At 65.4% G+C, this 22,431-nt stretch carries 20 protein-coding genes; 8 read left to right on the top strand and 12 right to left on the bottom strand.

Going from position 1 to position 22,431, the window contains the following annotated elements:
* The first annotated feature begins 147 nt into the window (after positions 1-147).
* Together SOM61_RS10460 and SOM61_RS10455 are read left to right on the top strand one after the other, a co-directional pair.
* Positions 148-603: a cache domain-containing protein gene (locus tag SOM61_RS10460; protein ID WP_320474025.1), complete on the top strand. Its 456-nt coding sequence runs from the start codon at positions 148-150 to the stop codon at positions 601-603.
* A gap of 115 nt (positions 604-718) precedes the next feature.
* Entirely contained in the window at positions 719-2,434 is a 1,716-nt protein-coding gene (locus tag SOM61_RS10455; RefSeq protein ID WP_320474024.1) for a methyl-accepting chemotaxis protein, read from the top strand.
* A gap of 76 nt (positions 2,435-2,510) precedes the next feature.
* On the opposite strand, the gene SOM61_RS10450 is transcribed toward SOM61_RS10455, so the two are convergent.
* Positions 2,511-3,080 carry a DNA-3-methyladenine glycosylase gene (locus SOM61_RS10450; RefSeq protein WP_320474023.1) on the bottom strand — a complete coding sequence of 190 codons (570 nt, stop codon included), beginning with the start codon at positions 3,078-3,080 and terminating at the stop codon, positions 2,511-2,513.
* A 159-nt stretch (positions 3,081-3,239) separates the two neighbouring features.
* On the opposite strand from SOM61_RS10450, the gene SOM61_RS10445 reads away from it, so the two are divergent.
* Positions 3,240-4,097 carry an HDOD domain-containing protein gene (locus tag SOM61_RS10445; RefSeq protein WP_320474022.1) on the top strand — a complete coding sequence of 286 codons (858 nt, stop codon included), beginning with the start codon at positions 3,240-3,242 and terminating at the stop codon, positions 4,095-4,097.
* A gap of 68 nt (positions 4,098-4,165) precedes the next feature.
* Complete coding sequence (locus SOM61_RS10440; protein WP_320474021.1) at positions 4,166-5,341, top strand: tetratricopeptide repeat protein; 1,176 nt, start codon at positions 4,166-4,168, stop codon at positions 5,339-5,341.
* On the opposite strand, the gene SOM61_RS10435 is transcribed toward SOM61_RS10440, so the two are convergent.
* From SOM61_RS10435 to SOM61_RS10405, 7 genes are all read right to left on the bottom strand, one after another.
* Positions 5,338-5,847: a DNA-deoxyinosine glycosylase gene (locus tag SOM61_RS10435; RefSeq protein ID WP_320474020.1), complete on the bottom strand. Its 510-nt coding sequence runs from the start codon at positions 5,845-5,847 to the stop codon at positions 5,338-5,340. The genes SOM61_RS10440 and SOM61_RS10435 overlap by 4 nt on opposite strands.
* A gap of 221 nt (positions 5,848-6,068) precedes the next feature.
* Positions 6,069-7,340 (bottom strand): alpha-amylase C-terminal beta-sheet domain-containing protein, encoded by a 1,272-nt coding sequence (locus SOM61_RS10430; RefSeq protein ID WP_320474019.1) that lies wholly within the window; start codon positions 7,338-7,340, stop codon positions 6,069-6,071.
* A gap of 281 nt (positions 7,341-7,621) precedes the next feature.
* Entirely contained in the window at positions 7,622-9,121 is a 1,500-nt protein-coding gene (locus tag SOM61_RS10425; protein WP_320474018.1) for an efflux transporter outer membrane subunit, read from the bottom strand.
* Between the two features lies 1 nt (position 9,122).
* Positions 9,123-12,302: an efflux RND transporter permease subunit gene (locus SOM61_RS10420; RefSeq protein WP_320467467.1), complete on the bottom strand. Its 3,180-nt coding sequence runs from the start codon at positions 12,300-12,302 to the stop codon at positions 9,123-9,125.
* A gap of 6 nt (positions 12,303-12,308) precedes the next feature.
* Positions 12,309-13,535: an efflux RND transporter periplasmic adaptor subunit gene (locus tag SOM61_RS10415; RefSeq protein WP_320474017.1), complete on the bottom strand. Its 1,227-nt coding sequence runs from the start codon at positions 13,533-13,535 to the stop codon at positions 12,309-12,311.
* Between the two features lie 398 nt (positions 13,536-13,933).
* On the bottom strand, positions 13,934-14,779 hold the full coding sequence (locus SOM61_RS10410; protein ID WP_320474016.1) for an alpha/beta hydrolase: 846 nt from the start codon (positions 14,777-14,779) through the stop codon (positions 13,934-13,936).
* Positions 14,776-15,003: a hypothetical protein gene (locus SOM61_RS10405; RefSeq protein ID WP_320474015.1), complete on the bottom strand. Its 228-nt coding sequence runs from the start codon at positions 15,001-15,003 to the stop codon at positions 14,776-14,778. Before SOM61_RS10405 ends, SOM61_RS10410 begins: the two co-directional genes overlap by 4 nt.
* Before the next feature lie 153 nt (positions 15,004-15,156).
* Between SOM61_RS10405 and SOM61_RS10400 the strand changes: the two genes are divergently transcribed.
* The 4 genes from SOM61_RS10400 to SOM61_RS10385 all read left to right on the top strand — a co-directional run bounded on the left by SOM61_RS10400 (position 15,157) and on the right by SOM61_RS10385 (position 18,147).
* Positions 15,157-16,134 carry a LysR family transcriptional regulator gene (locus SOM61_RS10400; RefSeq protein ID WP_320474014.1) on the top strand — a complete coding sequence of 326 codons (978 nt, stop codon included), beginning with the start codon at positions 15,157-15,159 and terminating at the stop codon, positions 16,132-16,134.
* A 43-nt stretch (positions 16,135-16,177) separates the two neighbouring features.
* Positions 16,178-16,624 carry an Mpo1 family 2-hydroxy fatty acid dioxygenase gene (locus SOM61_RS10395; protein ID WP_320474013.1) on the top strand — a complete coding sequence of 149 codons (447 nt, stop codon included), beginning with the start codon at positions 16,178-16,180 and terminating at the stop codon, positions 16,622-16,624.
* A 99-nt stretch (positions 16,625-16,723) separates the two neighbouring features.
* On the top strand, positions 16,724-17,662 hold the full coding sequence (locus SOM61_RS10390; RefSeq protein ID WP_320474012.1) for a DMT family transporter: 939 nt from the start codon (positions 16,724-16,726) through the stop codon (positions 17,660-17,662).
* Positions 17,659-18,147 (top strand): GNAT family N-acetyltransferase, encoded by a 489-nt coding sequence (locus SOM61_RS10385; protein ID WP_320474011.1) that lies wholly within the window; start codon positions 17,659-17,661, stop codon positions 18,145-18,147. The genes SOM61_RS10390 and SOM61_RS10385 overlap by 4 nt, the downstream gene beginning before the upstream one ends.
* Before the next feature lie 294 nt (positions 18,148-18,441).
* Here SOM61_RS10385 and hutI read toward each other — a convergent pair whose 3' ends face one another.
* From hutI to hutG, 4 genes are read right to left on the bottom strand one after another with little or no spacing between them, the layout of a single operon-like run.
* A complete protein-coding gene (hutI, locus tag SOM61_RS10380; RefSeq protein ID WP_320474010.1) occupies positions 18,442-19,665 on the bottom strand; it encodes an imidazolonepropionase in 1,224 nt (407 codons plus the stop codon).
* Positions 19,658-20,263 (bottom strand): HutD/Ves family protein, encoded by a 606-nt coding sequence (locus SOM61_RS10375; RefSeq protein WP_320474009.1) that lies wholly within the window; start codon positions 20,261-20,263, stop codon positions 19,658-19,660. Before SOM61_RS10375 ends, hutI begins: the two co-directional genes overlap by 8 nt.
* Entirely contained in the window at positions 20,260-21,639 is a 1,380-nt protein-coding gene (locus SOM61_RS10370) for a formimidoylglutamate deiminase (RefSeq protein WP_320474008.1), read from the bottom strand. Before SOM61_RS10370 ends, SOM61_RS10375 begins: the two co-directional genes overlap by 4 nt.
* Positions 21,636-22,424: an N-formylglutamate deformylase gene (gene hutG, locus SOM61_RS10365; RefSeq protein WP_320474007.1), complete on the bottom strand. Its 789-nt coding sequence runs from the start codon at positions 22,422-22,424 to the stop codon at positions 21,636-21,638. The genes SOM61_RS10370 and hutG overlap by 4 nt, the downstream gene beginning before the upstream one ends.
* Positions 22,425-22,431: the final 7 nt, after the last annotated feature.

The following is a 22,431-nucleotide window of genomic DNA, read 5'->3' as shown; positions in this document are numbered from 1 at the left end:
GGCGTGACGAAATGAGGCAAGGACACAACGCGACCGGCTCGCAGTCCTTGCGCTTGTGCGAACGCAATCCGGCACTGTCACGGCTGGGTACATTAGTGCGTGCAGTTGAGAAATATCCTACAAGCATTCAACTGAAAGGAAGTCCCCATGAAGATGATCGCCACCGTCGCTGCCCTGTGCCTGGGGCTGGCCGCCACGAATGCGCTGGCCAATGACCCGACCGAGAAAGACGCCATCGCGATGGCCGAGCGCGGCGCCGCCGTGATCAAGGCCAAGGGCAAGGCCGAGATGATGAGACTTATTAACGCCAAGGATCCGAGCTTCGTCCAGGGCGCGCTGTATGTCGACCTGCGCGACGTCAAGACCGGCATCGTGCTGGCCCACCCGTACAACCCATCGATCGTCGGCAAGGACCTGACCGACGTGCCCGATGCGAACGGCAAGAAATACCGGCGCGAGATCATCGAGCTGGCCGCGGCCAAGGGCAAGGGCTGGGTCGATTACCAGTACAAGAATCCGACCACGGGCAAGATCGAGCCGAAGACCACGTATATTTTGCTGGTCGATGATGTGGTGCTGGAGGCGGGCATCTATAAGAAGTGAGTTTTGGCTGGCGCTTTCAGGGTGCCGGCAAACTTGGGTCCCCGCCTTCGCGGGGACGACGGCTATTCTCGCTGCGCCTCCTGTCCAGCGATGGCCACCACTCACGGAGTAATCCATGCTGAACAAACTGCGGATCGGCCAGAAACTGCTGCTGGCCCCGGGACTCGTGCTCGTCCTGCTGACCATGCTTTCGGCGGCCGCCTATTACGGCATGGTGCGCCAGAACGCGTCGCTTGAGCACATGGTGCAGGTGCGCGCCGCGCGACTGCAGGCGGTGGCCGACGTCGCCGGCGAGGCGCGCTTCGCGCATGCCAACGCCTACCAGCTGCTGGCCTGGGTCAACGGCAGCTTCGCCCAGAACCGGCTGACGGCGCTGACGGCCGACATCGGGCGCAGGCACGCCGCCATCGGCGACAAGCTGGGCAAGTTCGCGCTAGAAGCAGAAGCGGACGAACGCGCGCCGATCGAGGCCTCGCAGGCGGCGCTGGCGAGCTACCGCAAGGCGGTCGGCGAGACCATCGAGATGGCATCAAGCGACCAGTCGATCGCCACCAACTCGATGCAGAAGGCCGAACAGCAATTCGTCGCCCTCGACGCCGAACTGACGCGCCTGGCCCAGCTCGAGAAAGAAATGAGCGAGGGTGCCCACGCCGCCGCCAAGGCCGAGTTCCGTAGCCTGGGCTTGAGCATGGCCGGCCTGGTGCTGCTGTCGATCGGCCTGTCGCTGGCGGTGACGATGCTGGTGCGGCGCTCGATGCTGGCCGGGATCAACGCGATCGCGCACACGGTCGGCGAACTGGCCGAGGGCCGGCTCGACGCGCCGCCCTTGCAGGCGAAAGGCCGCGACGAAATCGACGACACCGCGCGCGCGCTCGATCACACCATAGCGCGCCTGAACGCCGCCCTGCACAGCGTGATGAACGCGGTGCGCTCGATCGACACGGCGTCGCAGGAAATCGCCAGCGGCAACCTCGATCTCTCGACCCGCACCGAGATGCAGGCCGGCTCGCTCGAGCAGACCGCCAGCACCATGGAAACCCTGACCACGGCGGTCAAGGACAATGCCAGCAATGCGCGCCAGGCCTCGGAACTGTCGGCGACGGCGGCGCAACTGGCGGCGCGCGGCGGCCAGGCGGTGCAGCAGGCGGTGACGACGATGGAATCGATCCAGGCCAGCTCGCGCAAGATCGTCGAGATCATCGGCGTCATCGACGGCATCTCGTTCCAGACCAATATCCTGGCCCTGAACGCGGCGGTGGAAGCGGCGCGCGCCGGCGAACAGGGACGCGGCTTCGCGGTCGTGGCCTCGGAGGTGCGCACCCTGGCCCAGCGCTCGGCGGCGGCGGCCAAGGAGATCAAGGGCCTGATCGCCGATTCGGTGAACATCATCGAGCGCGGCAACGCCTCGGTCAGCGAGGCCGGCGCCAGCATGGGCGACATCGTGTCCTCGGTGCGCCAGGTGAACGACATCATCGGCCGCATCAGCATCGCCAGCACCGAGCAGGCCGACGGCATCGCCGAAGTCAATCGCGCGGTCGGCCAAATGGACGGCATGACGCAGCAGAACGCGGCCCTGGTCGAGCAGGCCGCGGCGGCCGCCGAAAGCCTGCACGAGCAGACCGTCAACCTGGCGAAGGCGGTGGCGATCTTCCGCATCGCACCGGGAACGGATGGCGACGCAGCCGGCGTCGATACGCAGCAGGAGACGATTGCCGAAGAAGCGCCGGAAGCCGGCTTCCAGGGCGTGGGCGAACGGCGTTCATCAGGCAGTGCGATGCGGGGCAGCCCGGTGCGCGCCCTACCCGCCGCCCCCACGCGCCGCCGCGCCTGAAGCAAGCACGCCGCTCACGCAAGCAGAATGCCCGCTGCGCAAGCACCGTCGCACCCGCGAAGGCGGGTGCCCAAGTTCAGCGGAACGGCCTGCTCACAAACTTCGACCCCGCCAACCCAAACCGCCAAGGCACGTCGACCGCCTTAGAAATCCCGATACGCGGCCCGGCCACAACCGTCAATCCCGGCGCGGCCGGCAACAGTTCGAATGGTTGTTCCGACAACGCCATGCCATTGTGCACATGGGTCACGCCCAGCGCCTGGCACAGCTTGCCCGGCCCGGAACACAGCAGGCGCTCATCGACCGCATCGCGCCGTACCCGCATGAGGTCCAGCCCCGCCACCGGCTCCAGCGCGCGGATCAGGACACCGGCGCCATGCCCCGCCTCCTGGCACACGAAATTCAGGCACCAGTGGATGCCGTACGACCTGTAGACATAAGCATGCGCGGGCGGCCCGAACATCGACGCATTGCGCTCGGTCGGCCCGGAGTACGCATGCGAAGCCGGGTCTTCATGGTCATAGGCTTCGGTCTCGACGATGCGACCACCGACGCCGTCGACCAACACCGTCACCCCGATCAACTGCTGCGCAACCGTCTCTGCCGGCGCCGAAAAATCGATCCCTGCAATTGTAGAAATAGCCATGCGGCGATTCTAGCGTGGGACAGCACGACCCGCCGTTTTGGTGAAATTGACACAAGAACAGAGTGATAATGGCATTGCCTTGCTGCAATATCGAAATGACTCGGGTATAGTGGCAGAGTCCTCCGCATTTCCGCGAAGCCTATTCGCGCCTCCACCTCCATGAACACCGTCGTCGAGTCCATTCCGCAGATCGACCAGGTCGATGCCCTGATCAAATCGATCCGCATCCCGCCTCGGCCCAGCCTGCTCGCCGACCTGCAGCGCGAACTGGCAGCGGAAGATCCGTCGCTGGACGCCATCGGCAAGATCGTGGCGAGCGACGTCGGCATGTCTGGCGCCCTTCTGAAACTTGCCAATTCGGCCATCTATGGCGGCCGGCGCAAGGCCAAGTCGATCGAGCAGGCCATCCTGTTCCTCGGTATTAACCAGGTGGCGGCCATGATGACCGGCCTGCTGGCGCGCCAGGCGATTCCCGCCAACAGCGCGGCCCTGGCCAGCTTCTGGGACATCTCCACCCGCCGCGCGCAGGCGATGGTGTTCCTGTCGCGCCGCCTGCGCATGGGCGAACCGGACGTGGCCCACACCTTCGGCCTGTTCTGCGATACCGGTGTGCCGCTGCTGATGGAGCGTTTCAAGGATTACAACGTCACCTATGGCGCGGCCTCGCTCGAAGCGGTCCGCCCGTTCACCGCGCTCGAAGTCGAACGCCACGACACCAGCCACGCCGCCGTCGGCTGCCTGCTGGCGCGTAACTGGGGGCTGTCGGACCACGTGTCGTGGGCCATCCTGCACCACCACGACTACGCCGTGATCGACGACACGTCGACGGCGTCGCCCGTACGCTCGCTGGTCGCGCTGTCGCTGCTGGCCGAGAATGCGATCTGCCGCTACCAGGGCCACGCCGAGTCGAACGAGTGGAACAAGGGCGGCGCCGCGGCCTGCGCCTATCTCGGTTTGTCGGACGAAGAAACCGCCGAGATCCTGGACGAATTGCTGGAAGCCTTCCACGAGGATTGACGCACTTTACTTCTGCCTGACGCAAGCGGATACTGGGATGTAAATACCCGCGCGTACAGGGAGGAGACATGAAGCGCCTCGTGACCGGACTGCTGTCGCTGTCCTTGCTGCTGGGCGGCTGCGCCAGCACCGCCCCCACCTCCCCGCCACCCGCGCTGTTTGCCGACGAGCGCTTCGCGCCGCCGTCCGAAGCGGTCGGCGCACAAGACCTGTTCACGCTCAGCCCCGCAATGCGCGACTACCTGCGCAGCTCCACCTTCACCCAGCGCCTGCGCGCCAAGGGCATGCGCCACGGCCTGGTGGATGCGCTGTACAGCAAGACCGATCTGAAACTGGAATACGAGTCGCGCATCACGCGCACCGCCAGCGAAACGTACGAGGCGCGCATGGGCAACTGCCTGTCGCTGGTCGTCATGACCGCCGCCTTCGCGAAAGAACTGGGGATGCCGGTGCGCTTCCAGAGCGTGGAGGTGGCGGACAGCTGGAGCCGCACCGCCGGCATCTACCTGTCGAGCGCCCACATCAACATCAGCCTTGGACAGCATGCGTCCGACGTCCTGCGCGGCTATGATCCCGAACGGGTGCTGGTGGTCGATTTCATCCCGCGCGACGAAGCCGCGAGCCTGCGCACCCGCGAGCTCGAAGAAGAAGACGTCGTCGCCCTCTACCTGAACAACCGCGCCGCCGAAGCGCTGATACAGGACCGCATCGATGACGCCTACTGGTGGGCACGCGCGGCGGTGGCGGCGCGTCCCGGAACGGCGACCACGCTCAATACGCTGGCCGTGATCTACCACCGCCACGGCGAACTGGCGCTGGCCGAGCGCACCTTCCAGGCCGCGCTGGCGCGCGAGCCCGAGAACCTGTCGGTGCTGCGCAACCTGGAGCCGCTGCTGCTGACGCTGGGCCGGCCGCTGGAAGCGCAGGCGCTGGCCAAACGCATCGCATCGATCGAGCCGACGCCGCCGTATCACTATTTCGACCAGGGCATGGTGGCGCTCAAGGCCGGTAACTTCGACGGGGCCGTGGCGCTCTTCGCACGCGAGGTGAAGCGGGCGCCGTATAACGACGAGTTCAGGTTCTGGCTGGGGATCGCGCACCTCAAGCTCGGGCATCTGGGCGATGCGCGCGAGCATATCGCGCTGGCGGTCGATCACAGTACGCGCGGGGATATGCGGGAGGTGTATTCGGCCAAGTTGGCGCATTTGCGGAAGGTGGCGACGACAGGGACGCGCCTTCGCTAGCCCCGCTGCTCGTCGCCCCGGAGTCTCGACCACACATCCAGCTTCTGTTCGAACGACATCGCCATATGCGCTGGCGAACTGGATGGCAACACGACGGTACGATAAGCAGCTGCTGCGAATTGCGACGCGAACTTGCCCGACGCCTGGCCATTGAAGCCGACCGTCTCGAGCAAGGGGCACAGCTCGCGCAGTCGGTCGAAGTCATTGGCAGCCGGCTTGCGGATCGCCGAATCCAGACTGCCAACCCGCTCGCACTCGCCCAGCACATCCCACAGGCCGATGCCATGCGCCAGCAGGCGCGGCAAGCGTTCGGCGTAAGGCAGCGCCGCCAGGTCGTCGTCCACCACGCTGGAAATCAGGCGCCAGAACTGGTTGCGCGGATGGGCGTAATACTCGCCGGCGGCCAGTGAAGCGGCACCAGGGAAACTGCCCAGGACAAGGATGCGCACGCCGGCATCGAGAACCGGCGCCAGGCCGGTGAGAGTGGGGACGGTTGCGTTCTGCATGAAGGCATTGTAGCGATAGGCAGACCTGACAGCTTGAAACCCGGCCAGCGCGCGGCTTTCGTTGCACAGGCGCGTCAAGCAAAGCGGAGATGCTGCAAAATGGAGATGGGCATACGCCTGAAGACATCCGGGTGTATCGCTGGCAGGATTTGCACGTATCGCTGGTTTTTTGCTTAGAAAGGAAGCCGGCCACCGCGTGGTAGCCGGTTCAGAGACGGATCCTACTTGATCCAGACCGCGTAATTATTCCCCGACGTCTGCAGCACCCACCCACTTCCCGCCGGACTCCAGCTATTCGGCCCGATCTTCATCGCCAGCTGACGCGTATTGCCGTTGATAATCGCCGCATACAGTCCCTGGGTCGCCTGCTGGATCGCCACCGGCGACGTCGAATGCACGCCCGCGCTACGCCGCGCCGCCATCAGCGCCGAAATCGGCGTCTTGAGGTTCCAGTTATAGATGTGCGGGTAGTACACGGTCGGAATCCCCGGATGGCTCAGCACATACGCATACCCTTCCATCACCGCGCCGCACGGCACCGACCAGTAGTTCTGGCCATTGCCACAGCTTTCGGACGGACCGGTATCGTGGTTGTCCACGAAGGTCACAGACATCGCCGGCCACCAGCCCAGCGCCCCCTGCGGCTTGCCGGATGAGTCACGCAGACGCCAGTAGTTGCCGTTCGCAAGCGCATCGTTGAGCAGGCCCTTGGTGGTGAAATCGAAGGCGCCGCAGCTGTTGGCCGTGCCGTTAATCCAGTTCATGATTTCCTGGCGGTGGGCGTCGATATTGTTCAGGTTCATATCGTTCCACAGCTCGCCGACGCAGAATTCGGCGCCGAAGGCGTTAGCGTACTGGCCGGCATAGCTCGGGCTGAAGCCGCGCACGTAGTCGATCCGCATGCCGGTAAAGCCCACCGGCTTCAGGGTGTGGTTGAGCCAGGTGATGATGCCGTTCTGGACTTCGCCCACATTGCGGTGGTCGAGGTCGCGGCCGCCGTCGAAGCCGAGGGCCGTGTCGGGATTGCCCAGGCCGCAGTTGCATTCGTCATTGTTGACGATCGAGTGCAGGGTCCAGTTGGGATTGGTGAAGTCCGACCAGTTGGTGGTGCCGACGCGGTGGTTGACCACGATGTCGGCCACTGCCCTGATGCCGTTGTTGGTGAAGGCGCGCACGACGTTGGTCAGCTCGGCCGAGCTGCCATAGCTGGAACTCAACACATTGAGCTGGCGCGGCAGATAGCCCTGGGACGCGGCGGAATCCGACGCCGGCGGGAACCAGACGTGGGTGAATCCCATCGTTTTCAGGTCGCCCACATTGCCCAGCAGCGTGTTGTACCAGTTCGGACTTTGATAGCCCGACGAGTTCCAGTGGAAGCCCTGCAGCAGGACGGCCTGGCTGTTGCCGGACTGGGCCGGCGGGGTGGCGGCACTGGCTCCTGCGCAAACAGCCAGGGCGCTCGCCGCCAGCATGACGATGATGCTCTTCTTCATTATTGTGTCTCCTCCGATTTTTTTGCAGTTGGAATGGTTTTCCTTCAAAAATCAGCGTCTTGTCACGCCCATCGGAAGCGACCAGCGAGGTAGATAAACTACCTGTTTCCTCCAAGAATCCTTGCCACCGATGAGTTCGACACGAAGAGTCTCTGCGCGCACGATAAGTGTGTCAATTGAATCTGGGTGAAATATGTAGTTTTCCTACCTCAAACAAAAAAGCGGCGGTACGCTCACACGCACCGCCGCAAAGGGCAAACAAACGCCAGGGGTAAATCAGTTCAACGCTGTGCCAGTGTCGTAGTGCCCGCCTGCGCCGCATCCCAGCCGCCACCCAGCGACCTGATCAGCGCCACGGTGGTCAGCGCGCGGTCGCCGCGCAGCTGCACCGCGCTGCGTTCCACCGCCGCCAGGTTGCGCTGCGCATCGAGCAGTTCCAGGTAGCTCGAGCGGCCGGCGTCGTACAGCTTCTGCGCCAGGTCGGCGGAGCGGCGCGCCGAGACCACGGCGGCGTCGATCTGGGCCGACTGGCCGGCCAGGATGCGTAGACCCGCCAGGTTGTCCTCGACTTCGGCGAAGGCCACCAGCACGCTCTGGCGATAGGTGCCGACCGATTCCTCGAGCGCCGCTTCGCTGCGCAGCACGTTGTTACGGTTGCGGCCACCGTCGATCAGCGGCATCGACGCCAGCGCGCCCACCACCCACGAGCGGCTGCTCCACTTGAACACTTCCGAGAACACGCCGCCCACGCCGCCGCCATCGGCGCTGATGGTCAGCGCCGGGAACATGGCGCCGCGCGCCACGCCGATGCGGGCGTTGGACGCTTCCATCGCACGCTGGGCGGCGACGATGTCGGGACGGCGCTCCAGCAGCGACGACGGCAGGCCGGCGGGAATCGCCGGCATCAGGCTCGCATCGAGCAGCGGGCTCGGGCCGGCCACGTAGTCGGCCGCCGGCTTGCCCAGCAAGACCGCGAGCGCGTGCTCGGTGGTGGCGCGCTGGCGCTGCACGCCGATCGCTTCGGCGCGGGCAGTCGCCAGCTCGGTGCGGGCGCGCGACAGGTCGAATTCGCCGATGTCGCCCAGGTCGAAGCGGCGCTGGGTCACGCCCACGCTCTCTTCACGCAGGCGCACGGTCTGGTCCACCGTCACGAGTTCAGCGTCCAGCGCGCGCAGCCTGAAATAGGTCTGGGCCACGTCGGCCTGCAGCGCCAGCAGCACCGAGCGGAAGTTCGCCTCGGACGTCGCCGCGTCGCCGCGCGCCGCCGACACGCCGGCCGCCACGCGGCCGAACAGGTCGACCTCGTAGCTGGCCGAGAGGCGCGCCGTATAGCTGTTGCGCGCTTCGGTGTCGGTGCCCTGCGGCAGGTTCGATTCCAGCGGCGACAGGCGTGCGCGTTGGGCGCCGATGCCGATCCCCACTTGCGGGATGCGGTCGGCTTCGGCGATGCCGGCGATGGCCCGTGCCTGCTTGACGCGGCTGGCCGCGACCGACAGGTTGGCGTTGTTGGCGGCGGCTTCCTCGATCAGCGCGGTGAGCGCCGGGTCGTTGAAGGCCAGCCACCACTGGCCGCGCGCCTGGGCTTCGGCCGGCTGCGCCGGCTTCCAGCGCGCACCGTCGATGCCTGCCACTTCCACGTCGGCCGCGGCCGGCGTTTGCGACTCGCGGAAGGCGGTCGGGGTGGCGACGTGCGGCTGGACGAAGTCCGGCGTGGCGCAGGCGGTCAATAACAAGGCCGCCAGCAGCGGCGCGACGCCGCGTCGAATGAATGGATTATTCATCTCAATGTACTCCTTCCGTGCTGTGCGCCACGGCGGGCGCCTTCGCAGGTTTTTCAAAACGCTTGGCCAGCATGCGCAGCAGCACGTAGAACAGCGGCGTCAGGAACAGGCCGAAGAAGGTCACGCCCAGCATGCCCCAGAACACGGCGATACCGATCGCGTGGCGCATCTCGGCGCCGGCGCCGCTCGAGAACACCAGCGGCACCACGCCGGCGATGAAGGCGATCGACGTCATCAGGATCGGACGCAGACGCAGGCGGGAAGCTTCCAGCGCGGCGTCGATCACGCTGCGGCCATGGTCTTCGAGTTCGCGGGCGAATTCCACGATCAGGATCGCGTTCTTCGAGGCCAGCCCCACCAGCACGAACAGGGCGATCTGGGTGAACACATTGTTGTCGCCACCCGACAGCTTGACGCCAGCCAGCGCGCACAGGATCGACATCGGCACGATCAGGATCACCGACAGCGGCAGGGTCCAGCTTTCGTACTGGGCGGCCAGCACCAGGAACACCAGCAACACGCACAGCGGGAACACATAGATCATGGTGTTACCCGACAGGATGTCCTGGTAGGTCAGCTCGGTCCATTCATACGACACGCCCTTCGGCAGCGTCTCTTTCGCGATCTGTTCCATGATGGCTTGCGCCTGGCCCGACGACACGCCCGGAGCGGCGCCGCCATTGAGCTCAGCCGACACATAGCCGTTATAGCGCGTCACGCGGTCGGGACCATAGGTGTCCTTCACGCGCATCACCGACGACAGCGGAATCATCTCGCCGGTATTGCTGCGTACCTTCAGCTGCTCGATCTGCTCGCGGTGCGAACGGAACTCGGCGTCAGCCTGCACGCGCACCTGGTAGGTACGGCCGAACTGGTTGAAGTCGTTCACGTACACCGAACCCAGATTCACCTGCAAGGTCTGGTTGATCGCGGACAGCGGCACGCCCAGCTGCTTGGCTTTCACGCGGTCGATGTCGGCGAACAGCTGCGGCACGTTGATCTGGAAGCCCGAGAACACACCGGCCAGCTCAGGGGTCTGCCAGGCGCGTGCCTGCACTGCCTGCACCGCGTTGTTCAACTCGTCGTAGCCGACGTTGCCGCGGTCTTCGATCATCATCTTGAAGCCGCCGGTGGTGCCCAGGCCGTTCACAGGCGGTGGCGACAGCACCAGCACGAAGGCGTCTTCGACGGCGCCCATGCGCTTGTTGATCTCGGCCGCGATGGCGTCCGCGCTCATGTCCTTGCCCTTGCGATCCTTGAACGGCTTCAGGCTGGTGAACACGATGCCGGCGTTCGGCGCATTGGTAAAGCCGTTGATCGACAGGCCCGGGAAGGCGATCGACGATTCCACGCCCGGGATTTCCTTGGCGATGGACGACATCTGGCGGATCACGGCTTCGGTACGGTCGAGCGACGCGGCGTCCGGCAGCTGGGCGAAGCCGATCAGGTAGGCTTTATCCTGCTGCGGCACGAAGCCCGGCGGCACCGCCTTGAACATGAACACGGCGGCCACGGCCAGCGCCAGGTAGACGCCGATGGCGGCGGTCTTGCGGCGCAGGACGCCCTTCACGCCATCTTCGTACTTCTCGGACGAACGGGCGAAGAAGCGGTTGAACACGCCAAAGAAACGGCCGAACACGGCGTCGATCATGCGCGTCAGGCGGTCTTTCGGCGCATGATGCGGCTGCAGGATCGAGGCCGACAGGGCCGGCGCCAGGGTCAGCGACACGAAGGCCGAGATCACGGTCGAAATCGCGATGGTCAGGGCGAACTGGCGGTAGAACTGGCCGGTCAGGCCCGCCACGAAGGCGATCGGCACGAACACAGCGCACAGCACCAGCGCGATGGCGATGATCGGACCGGAGACTTCCTTCATTGCCTGGATCGTCGCATCGTGCGGCGTCAAGCCATTGGCGATATTCCGTTCGACGTTTTCCACCACCACGATCGCATCGTCGACCACGATGCCGATCGCCAGCACCAGGCCAAACAGCGACAAGGTGTTGATCGAGAAGCCGAAGGCCAGCATCACGGCGAAGGTACCGACCACCGAGACCGGCACCGCCAGCAGCGGGATGATCGAGGCGCGCCAGGTTTGCAGGAAGATGATGACGACCAGCGCCACCAGCACCACGGCTTCGAGCAGGGTCTTGACCACCGAATCGATCGATTCGCGCACGAACTGGGTCGGGTCATACACGATCGAGTACTCGACGCCCTGCGGGAAGTCCTTCGCCAGCTCGTCCATCGTGGCGCGCACGTCGCTTGATAATTGCAGGTCGTTGGCGCCAGGGGCGGCGAAGATCGGAATCGCCACCGCCGACTTGTTGTTCAGCAGCGAGCGCAGTGCATACGAGCTGGAACCGAGTTCCAGGCGCGCCACGTCCTTGAGCAGGGTGGTGCCGCCGTCGGCATTGGTCTTGAGGACGATGTCGCCGAATTCCTCGACGCTCTGCAGGCGGCCCACCGTGTTGACGGTCAGCTGGAAGTCGGCGTCCTTGGCCGGACCCTGGCCGATCACGCCGGCCGCGACCTGCACGTTCTGTTCGCGGATCGCGTCGACCACATCGCCCGCGGTCAGGTTGCGCGCTGCCACCTTCTGCGGATCGAGCCAGACCCGCATTGCGTATTCGCCGGAACCGAACAGCTGCACCTCGCCCATGCCATTGATGCGGGCCAGCTGGTCCTTGACGTTCAGCACCGCGTAGTTGCGCAGGTACAGGTCATCGTATTGGCCATTGGGCGAATTCAGGTGCACCACCATGGTGATGTTGGGCGACGATTTCACCGTGGTCACGCCGATCTGGCGCACCTCTTCCGGCAGGCGCGGCAAAGCGCGCTGGACCCGGTTCTGCACCGCGGTCTCGGCCTGCTCGACGTTGGTGCCGATCTTGAAGGTGACGGTCAGCATCAGCGCGCCATCCGAGGTGTTTTGCGAGGACATGTACAGCATGTCCTCGACGCCGTTGATCTGTTCTTCAAGCGGCGTGGCCACGGTTTCGGCGATCACCTTCGGGTTCGCGCCCGGATACTGGGCGCGCACCACCACCGATGGCGGCACCACTTCCGGGTACTCCGAGATCGGCAGCTGGAAGATCGAAATCAGGCCGCCGACGAAGATGATCACCGACAGCACCGCCGCGAAGATCGGCTTGTCGACAAAGAATCTGGAAAAGTTCATGTTCGATTACTCCTTGACGTCGGCCAGCGCCACTTTGGCGTCCTTGGCCGCCGGGGCTGCGGCCGCGGGGGCCACCATCGGCACGGTTTGGGCGGCGATCGGCGCGCCGGGACGCACGCGCTGCAGGCCGTTGACGACGATCTTCTCGCCCGGCTTCAGGCCTTCGCGCACCACGCGCAAGCCATCGTCCAGCGGTCCGAGCTTGACGGCGCGGTATTCGGCCTTGCCCTCTTTATCGACCACGTAGACGAATTTGCGGTCCTGGTCGGTGTTGATGGCGCGGTCGGCGATCAATATCTGCTGGGTCGGCACGCCGCCGGCGATCTGCACGCGGGCGAACAGGCCTGGCGCCAGCTGGCGGTCGGCGTTGGCCAGGGTGGCGCGCATGCGCACGCTGCCGCTGCGGCTATCGAGCTGGTTGTCGACGAATTCGAGCTTGCCGCTGTGCGGGAAGCCTTCTTCGCCGGCCAGGCCGACCTTGACGTCGACCGGCTGGCCGGCGTGGGTGCGGCGGCTCACGCGCAGATAGGTGCTTTCGTCGCCGTCGAAGCTGGCGTAGATGCGCTCCAGCGACACGAGCGAAGTCAGTACCGCGCTGGCGTCGACCAGGTTGCCGAGGGTGATTTCGGCTTTCGAGACGCGGCCGTCGATCGGCGCGGTGACGCGGGTATAGGCCAGGTTCAGGCGCGCGGCCTCGTGTTCGGCGGCGGCGGCGCGGGCGGTGGCGTCGAGTTCCTTCTGGCCGGCGTCGCGTTCGTCGAACTCGCGCTGGGCGATGGCTTTATCGCCCAGCAGGCGCTCGGCGCGCTGCAGTTCCAGGCGCGCCAGGTCGGCGCGGGCGCGGGCTGCGGCGGCGGTGGCCTGGGTGCGGTCGGACTCGGCCTGGTAAGGACGCGGGTCGATCACGAACAGCACGTCGCCCTTCTTGACTTCGGCGCCCGGCTTGAAATTGACGGCGGTGATGTAGCCCGAGACGCGCGAACGGATCTCGACCACATCGATCGCTTCCAGGCGGCCCGAGAATTCCTGGGTCTCGAGGACGGGTTTTTGCAGGACCACGGCGGCGGACACCGGCGGCGCGGGGGGCGCGGCCGGCGCATCGTTGCTGTTGGCGTCAGCGCAGCCGGTCACACCGGCGCCGACCACGCCGGCGAGCGCCAGCGCAGCGACGATCACGCGCAGCTTGCCCTGCAACAGACCCTTTGTTTTGCCCAGTTCTGGTTGGTTATTCATGATTAACCCTTCTTATTAAACACGATTGAAAAGACAATAAAACCCCGTCCGGCGTCGTCAACTTGTCGAGTCGAGCGAAACGCTGGCGAAAAGAAGCCCCTTCCGCGCCGCAGCGCGGAAAAAAGTTCAGTATCTGGATGGAGCGCGGCCGGTCAGTTCATGCCGGCAGCACCGGGCTCAGGCCCGTGGACAGTCGCGCGCTGCTTGCAACCGCCGGCCCCGTGCCTGCTCGTTGTGATTCATGGCGACCCTCCTTTGTAGATTTACTCTTACTTACCCGCATAAACTGCGAAAGACGCAGTTACAGCGATTCCCCCACCAATGCGCCTGGCACGGTGTCTTGCGATACGATTGTGTGCCCGGCTCGGCCGGGCGTCAGGTGGACTGGTGCTGGACCGTCAGGCGCCCCCGCGCCCCTCCAGCCGCGCGAGGAAGCTGGAGATTTCAAGCATTGCCTGCACCTTGCAGGCGCACTCGTTGCGCCCGTTCGGATCCTGCAGGTCCGGTGCGGCCATGCGGCGCACGGTGGTGCAGATGCCGGCGTTGATCAACTTGGCGCCGTATTGTTCGGCCTCGTCGCGCAATGGGTCGTCCTCGGCCGACAAGATCAGGGCCGGGGCCAGGTTCTTGAGGCGGCTCGAGTGCAGCGGCGCCGCATATGGATGCGAGCGGTCGGCCGCATGCGGCAGATAGCCGCGGTAGGCGGCCGCACATACGGTAGCCGCTTTTTCGCGATCAGCACAATAGGTCATTTGGCGCATCGAACCGGTAGACAGGGCCGGGTCGAGCATCGGCATGACCAGGATCTGGCCGGCAAGGGCCGGACCGCCGCGGTCGCGCGACATCAGCGCGCACACCGCCGCCAGGTTGGCGCCGGCTTCGATGCCGGCCGTCACCATCTGCTTGCCGTTCCAGCCCAGCTTGGTCTTGTTCTTCTTGGCCCACTGCAGCACGGCGTGGGCATCCTCGACCGCGGCCGGGAACGGGCTCACGGTCGCCAGCGTATAGGTGGTGGCCAGCACCAGCGGCAGGTGGTCGCATTCGGCCAGGCTGCGCAGGAAGTCGTCGCACTCGTCCAGGTCGCCGCTATCGAAACCGCCACCGTGGAAATACACCACCAGCATGTCGCGCTTGACGGCCGGGCCGGCGGCATACAGCCGCGCGGCCAGGGGGCCGGTGGCGCCACCGACCTCGAGCTCGCGCACCTTCAGGGTGCGGTCGACGGCTTCCAGCACGGCGCTCACCGGGCGCCACCCTGTTTCTGGAGCTCGACGATGCGAGCGTCGACGCCGGCGCAATCGCCCACGCAGCTCATCTGCATTTCGAGGGACAGCGCATGGAAACCACGGGCCTCGGCGCCGGCGGCGCGCGAGTAGGCATCGGTGCAGAGCAGTGCCGCCAGTGCCACGCCGCTCAGGGCGACTGCTACCGTGGTAAAGATTCCGTTCTGAATGTTCCGATGGCTCATGGCCTGCTCCGTCTTCCTGGTCAATACATTGTTGCGATGCACACATAATAGTCTTCATCTACAATCAGATAAAGATGGCAATACCGAATTGATTGTTCGGATTGCTGAACAATCGCTGCATTTTTCTCTGCCTTTTGATCCGGAGAACAGGATATGAACAAACTCCAGGCCATGGAAGTCTTCGTGCAGGTGGTCGACGCCGGCAGCTTCACGCGCGCTGCAGAGACCCTGCAATTGCCCAAGGCGACGGTGTCGACACTGATCCAGTCGCTGGAATCGTCGCTCGCTTCCAAGCTCTTGCACCGCACCACGCGCCATGTGTCGGTGACGTCGGACGGCGCCGCCTATTATGAGCGTTGCGTGCGCATCCTGTCGGACGTGCGCGATGCCGAGGAATCGCTGTCGCGCCACCGTTTCAGCCCCAGCGGACGGCTGCGGGTGGACACGCCGACCGGGCTGTCGACTGAGATCCTGATTCCCGCCCTGCCCGACTTCTTCGAGCGCTATCCGGACATCACGCTCGAACTCGGCACCACCGACCGCCCGGTCGACCTGGTCGAGGAAGGCGTCGATTGCGCCGTGCGCGGTGGCGAATTGCTCGATACCAACCTGATCGCGCGCCGCGTCGGGGTGATCAACTTCGTTACCTGCGCTTCTCCCGCCTATGTGGAACGCTATGGCATGCCGATGCATCCGCGCGACCTAGAACGGCACCGCTGCGTGAACTATTTTTCGGCAAAGAACGGCAAGATCTCCAACTGGGACTACAACCGCGACGGCGAGCGGATCGAAATGACCCTGCCCGGCGTGATCGCCCTGAACGATTCGAACGCCTATATCCAGGCTGGCCTGTCGGGGCTGGGCGTGATCAATATGACGGATTACCTGCTCAACGAGCACCTAGCCACCGGCAAAATGGTGCGCCTGTTGCCCGAATGGCGCTGCGACCCGCTGCCGGTACACGTCGTCTATCCCCACAACCGCCACCTGTCGGCCAAGGTACGGGTGTTCGTCGAATGGATCTCGGAACTGTTCGCGAACCATCCGAACCTGCGCCTGCAGCCGGCCGACACCGCGGCGCCGGTGCCGGCCCTGCCCTCAGGGGCGCGGCAGACGGGACAAGGGGACTGAAGCGGGCGTAGAATCGTCGGCATAACAACCGGAGACCGCCGTCATGGAATTTTCCTCTACGCCGCGCGATATCGACGTCTTGCTGGCCCGCTATGCCGAGAGCCACCGCAATCCCGTCAACGAACTGATCCACTTCGTCTGCATCCCCGCCATCGTGTTCAGCCTGCTGGGCATCTTGTGGGCAATTCACCCGATCGTGGCCCTGGCGGTCGTGGCCGCCGCGCTGGTCTATTACACCAGGCTGTCCAGGCCGTTCGCGCTGGGGATGGCGGCGATGGCCGCCGTGATGCTGGGTCTGCTGAACATGCTGCCGGTGGGGACCGTGCTGGTGACCTCGATCGGGGTGTTCGTGCTGGCCTGGATCGGGCAATTCATCGGCCACCATATCGAGGGCAAGAAACCGTCTTTCTTCGACGACCTGCGCTTCTTGCTGATCGGGCCATTGTTCGTGCTGAGCTTCCTGTATCGGCGGATGCGGCTGGCCTATTGATCACCCCAAACGACGATGTTGCGCTTTTGATACAGCACGGCGCCCCACCGTCTTAAAAGATGCCGGCAGGAACAAAGCGAGAGGACTATACTCCCGCGAATGTCCTCTCCCGTCCTCTTCATCGTCGCCTCACTGATCTGGGGCTCGACCTTCTGGGCCATCACCTTACAGCTGGGACACGCCGCTCCCGCCGTCTCGGTGGCCTACCGTTTCTTCCTGGCCGCCGCTGCCCTGTTCGCCATCTGCCTGGTGCGCCGCGACAGCCTGCGGCTGCCCTGGCGCACCCATCGCTGGATGGCGCTGCAGGGCGGGCTGACCTTCGGCATCTCGTATATCTGCACCTATGAGTCGGAGCAGCACATCGTGTCCGGCCTGGTGGCGGTGATGTTCGCGCTGATGGTGTTCTGGACGCCGATCTGGAGCCGCATCTTCTTCGGCACCGCCATCAGCCGCCGCACCTGGGCCTGCGGCGCCGTCGCCACCATCGGCGTGGGCCTGCTGTTCTGGCACTCGATCAGCGATGCCTGGCAAGAATTGAAGACGGGCGGCGACGGCCACTTCCTGGCCGGCGTGGTGCTGGCGCTGGCCGCCACCCTGGCCAGCTCGGCCGGCAGCATCGTGGTCAACAAGGTCAAGGAACAATGTTCCAACCTGCCACTGACGATGGCCTGGTCGATGCTGTGGGGCGCGTCGATGGTGGCCGTATGGTCGCTGGCCAACGGCAATGCCTTCACCCTGCCCGACAGCGCCACCTACTGGGCGGGCCTGGTCTACCTGTCGATCTTCGGCTCGGTGATCGCCTTCTTCGCCTATTTCACGCTGATCGGCCGCATCGGCGCCAACAAGGCCGTCTACATCGGCGTCGTCACGCCTGTGCTGTCGGTGCTGCTGTCGGTCCAGCTCGAAGACTACCGTCCCGGCCTGCTGGAATTCCTGGGCATGGTGCTGTGCCTGGCCAGCGTCGCCTGGGCCGTGCGCGCGCCTGCCGCCAAGAGCGTGCAATCCGCTAACCTGAACAATGCCATCGAATCGCCATGACTGTTAATTTCTCCATCCGCCCCGCGCAGCCGCAAGACGTCGCCCACATCCACGCCATGATCATGGAGCTGGCCGTCTTTGAAAAACTCGAACACATGGTGGTCGCCACCGAAGCCCTGCTGCACGAAGGCCTGTTCGGCGCGCATCCATCGTGCGAAGCGATCGTCGGCGAAGAAAACGGTGAAGTCGTTACCTTCGCCCTGTTCTTCCACAATTTCTCGACCTTCCTCACCAAGAAGGGCCTGTACCTGGAAGACCTGTATGTGAAGCAGGCGCACCGCAGCAAAGGTTATGGCACGCAGATGCTGCAACGCCTGGCGCAACTGACGGTCGAACGCGGCTGCGGCCGTTTTGAATGGTCAGTGCTGGACTGGAACGAGCCAGCTATCCAGTTTTACAAAGCCATGGGCGCGGATGTCATGCCGGACTGGCGCATCTGCCGCGTTACCGGCGACAGCCTGGTAGCGCTTTCGCAGCGCAGTTAAAGTATTTAATAAACCGGCGCACAAAGAAAAACCCACGGGCCGTAGCACCGTGGGCAAACCCATTTTGGCAAATGGGGAGGGGAGATGGGAATCACATGAATGACTATAGTCGGCCATTCTTAATGATCCATTAAGGCTTACATTTGCTTACCGCTGTAACCGCCGCTGTAACTACCGGTCTTTATTGCGTCTTGAATCCATCATCGACCAGGCGCGAAACCCAGGCTTGACGGCGATCAAGCACCTACCCACTGTGACTGCGGGTGTTGCGCCAAGGGGACAAGTGTTGCCGGACTAAGCAGGGAGATGCGGCGCGCGCAGCACGCCGCCATTGACCACGGCCTCGCAGGGATTGAAGCCGATCGCATATGCCAGGTCGGCGGGACGGGCGATCTTCCACAAGGCCAGGTCGGCGCGCTTGCCAACCGTCAGGGTGCCGATCTCGGCCTGCAGACCCAGGGCCAGCGCGCCATAGGCGGTGACGCCGAGGAGCGCTTCCTGCGGCGTCAGGCGCCACAGGGTGCAGGCCATATTCATCGCCAGCAGCAGCGAAGTCATCGGCGAGGTGCCGGGATTACAGTCGGTGGCCACCGCCATCGGCACGCCGGCTTCGCGCAGCGCCTCGATCGGCGGCATCACGGTCTCGCGCAGGAAGTAATAAGCCCCCGGCAGCAGCACCGCCACGGTGCCGGCGCGCGCCATCGCCGCGATGCCCTGAGGGCTCAGGTGTTCCAGGTGGTCGGCCGACAGGCCCTCATAGCGCGCCACCAGTTCCGCCCCGCCCTGGTCCGACAACTGCTCGGCGTGCAGCTTGAGCGGCAGGTCGAGCTTGCGCGCGGCCTCGAATACGCGCTCGGTCTGGGCGCTGGTAAAGCCGATCCGTTCACAGAAGGCGTCGACCGCGTCGACCAGGCCTAGCTCCGCCAGCGCCGGCAACATGCGCTCGCACACTTCGGTCACGTAGTCGTCCTGGCGGCCGGCGAATTCCGGCGGCAGCGCGTGCGCGCCGAGGAAGGTGGTCGCTACCCGCACCGGCAGCAGCTCGCCGATGCGGCGCGCGGCGCGCAGCATGCGTTCTTCGGCGCCGCGTTCGAGGCCGTAGCCGGACTTGATCTCGAGCGTGGTCACGCCTTCGGCCAGCAGGGCGCGCACGCGTGGCAGGCTGGCTGCGACCAGGTCGTCGATACTGGCCTCGCGCGTGGCGCGCACGGTCGACATGATGCCGCCGCCCTGGCGCGCGATGTCTTCATAGGTGGCGCCGTTCAGGCGCGCTTCCCACTCGTTGCTGCGGTTGCCGGCGTGGACCACGTGGGTATGGCAGTCGACCAGGCCCGGTGTCATCCAGGCGCCGCCGCAATCGTGCACCCGGCTTGCCTGCGGGGCGTCGGCGCGCTTGCCGATCCAGGCGATGCGGCCATCCTTCACCGCCAGCGCGGCATCGAGCAGCTCGCCGTAGCCGTCCTCCATCGTCGCCAGGTGGACGTTGGTGAACAGCAGGTCCGCGCTCCCTTCAGTCATACATCGCCTCGTCGTCGTCCTCCGAATAATAATGGACGTCGACGATGAAGATCGTGGCCTGCCCCGCTTCCAGCGACCACACCGTGCCCTGGTCGAGGATCACGGCGTCGTAGCGCACCAGGCCGATGCGTTCGTCGTCGCTGGCCAGTTGCAGGCTGTCGCCCTCGGCCAGGAACAGCACCGTCACCTCGGCGCGCGCGACGAAGGTGGAGTCGCCGCTCAGGCGCCGCCGCCCGAACTGATGCCAGCAGCGCTCGCTGCGCGACATCACATTGAAGTCCAGGGTCGGCCCGCGATTGAGCCGGGCCTGCACTTCCGAGGCGCCGTCGAACGCGATCACGGGTTCGGCGTCGCTGATCAGGGTCGGTTCGCCGTCGATCTGCAAGGTCAGGCCATGGCCGTCGACCAGCGCCAGTGTGCGGTCCACGCCAGGGAACTGCGAGAACGCGCCGTCCTCGGAAATGGTCGCCAGGCTGACGCGCCAGTCGAAATCGTCGAAGCCGGCGTCGGGCGGGCCGATCGCGATCTCGATCGTGCTGCCGCCGCCGTTCTTCCACGGCACCGGGGACAAGCCTGCAAATGGAATCAAGACAGTCATTTCGCCACCTCCTGGGACACTGCGCGCAACTGATTCAGCGCTTGCCGGTAACGCCCGGCGATCGCCTCCTGCGCCATGTGGCGCCTGTTCTCGACCACCCAGCGGCCGCCGCACAGCACGTCGCGCACCAGGTTATCGTTGCCACAGAATACAACACGTCCGAGCACTTCGGCCTCAATGATGCCATCGAGGTTAGGATGATCGTCGTCCAGCACCAGCAGGTCGGCGCGGCTGCCGGCCTCGAGCCGCCCGACGCGCCGCCCCGCCGCATCCGCGCCGCCGCCAAGCGCAGCCTGCCACAGGAAGCCGGCCACGTCGCGCTGAGCGGGCGTGTACGCCACATTGCGCTTCTGGTGCAGCAAGCGCTGGCCGTACTCGAGCCAGCGCAGCTCTTCCACCGGGCTTTGCGACACATGGCTGTCGCTGCCGATGCCGAAACGTCCGCCCGCTTCGACGAAGGGCGCCAGCGGGAACAGGCCGTCGCCCAGGTTGGCCTCGGTGGTCGGGCACAGGCCGGCCACCGCGCCGCTTCTTGCCAGCGCCGCGACTTCCGTGTCGTTCAAATGGGTCGCGTGTACCAGGCACCAGCGCGCATCGAGCGCGATGTGGTCCATCAGGTACTCGACCGGTCGCCGTCCCGCGTGCGCCAGGCACTGCTCCACCTCACCCTGCTGCTCGGCGATGTGGATGTGCAGCGGACGGCCCGGCAGGCCGGCCGCCAGTTCGCGGATCTGGCCGATGGTGGCGGCGCGCAGCGAATGCGGCGCGGCGCCGACTTCCAGCTGGCCGCTGCGCAGCGGCGACAGCGCCTCGACGATGCCGAGCACCTCATCGACGTTCGTGCGAAAGCGCGCCTGCGCCGGCGCCAGCGGCTTTTCACCGAAGCCGGCGTGGCTGTACAGCACCGGCAGCAGGGTCAGTCCCATGCCGGTCGCCTGCCCCGCCGCGGCCACGCGCTCGGCCGTCTCGGCCGGCCGCGCATAGGCGGCGCCATCGACGTCGCGCTGCAGGTAGTGGAACTCGCACACCGAGGTATAGCCGTGGCGCAGGCACTCGGCGAACAGCTGGGCCGCGATGGCCTCGATCTGGCTTGGGGTGATGCGGGACGCGAAGCGGTACATCAGGTCGCGCCAGGTCCAGAAGCTGTCCGGCCCGTCGCCGGCGACTTCGGTCAGGCCGCCCAGCGCGCGCTGGAAGGCATGCGAATGCAGGTTGACCATGCCGGGCAAGACGTATTGCGCCTGCCTCGTGCCGGGGGACGCCGTGGCGCCCGGCGCCACCCGGGTCAGGTCGCCGTGCGCATCCCATTCGAGCAGCACGTCGCGCCGCCAGCCCTGCGGCAGCAGCGCATGGCGCGCGAACAGGGCGGTCGTCATGAACGCACCCAGTTCACCGCCGCGCCCACCATATCGCGCAGCAGCGGTTGCAGCTGGCCCGCGACGTCAGGACGGTAGTCGAACGGCGGCGCCTCGTTCATGTACAGGCACTGGCATTTCTCGAGCTGGATCGCGTGCACGCCGTTCGACGGCTGGCCGTAGTGGCGCGTGATGTGGCCGCCCTTGAAGCGGCCGTTCAGGGCGATCGTGTAACGCTCCTGGGCGCGCGCCACGCCGAGGATGGCTTCCTCGAGTCCCGGGCCGCACGACTTGCCTTCGGCGGTGCCGAAGTTCAGGTCCGGCAGCTTGCCCTCGAAAAAGCGCGGCACGACAGAAGCGATGGAATGCGCTTCCCACAGCACCACGCAGCCGTGCTCGGCCTTCAGGCGATCGAGTTCGGCGCGTAGCTGCTCGTGATACGGCCGCCAATAGCGTTCCAGGCGCCGCTGCACCTCCGCCTGGTCGGGCTCCATGCCCTCCTTGTACAGACGCTCGCGCCCGAAGGTGTCGAGCGGGCACAGGCCGGTCGTGTCCAGGCCCGGATACAGATTGGTGTTCTCCGGCGGGCGGTTCAGGTCGATCAGGTAGCGCGACCAGCGCGCCGAGATGGTCGAGACGCCCATCTCTTCCAGGAAGCCGTACAGTTCCGGCAAATGCCAGTCGGTGTCGGCGCGCGCCGCGGCGCAGGGCGCCAGCGTGTCCGCCACCTCGTCGGGTATGTCGGTGCCCGCATGCGGCATCGATACCAGCATGGGAAGCCTGCCTGCCTTGAACCGGAACTCCATCACGACT

Origin of the sequence: Massilia sp. CFBP9012 (assembly GCF_034045115.1) — a bacterium.
Lineage (GTDB): Bacteria > Pseudomonadota > Gammaproteobacteria > Burkholderiales > Burkholderiaceae_D > Telluria.
The sequence above is the reverse complement of the archived record's forward strand: the minus strand, read 5'-3'. Positions and strand labels throughout refer to the sequence as shown.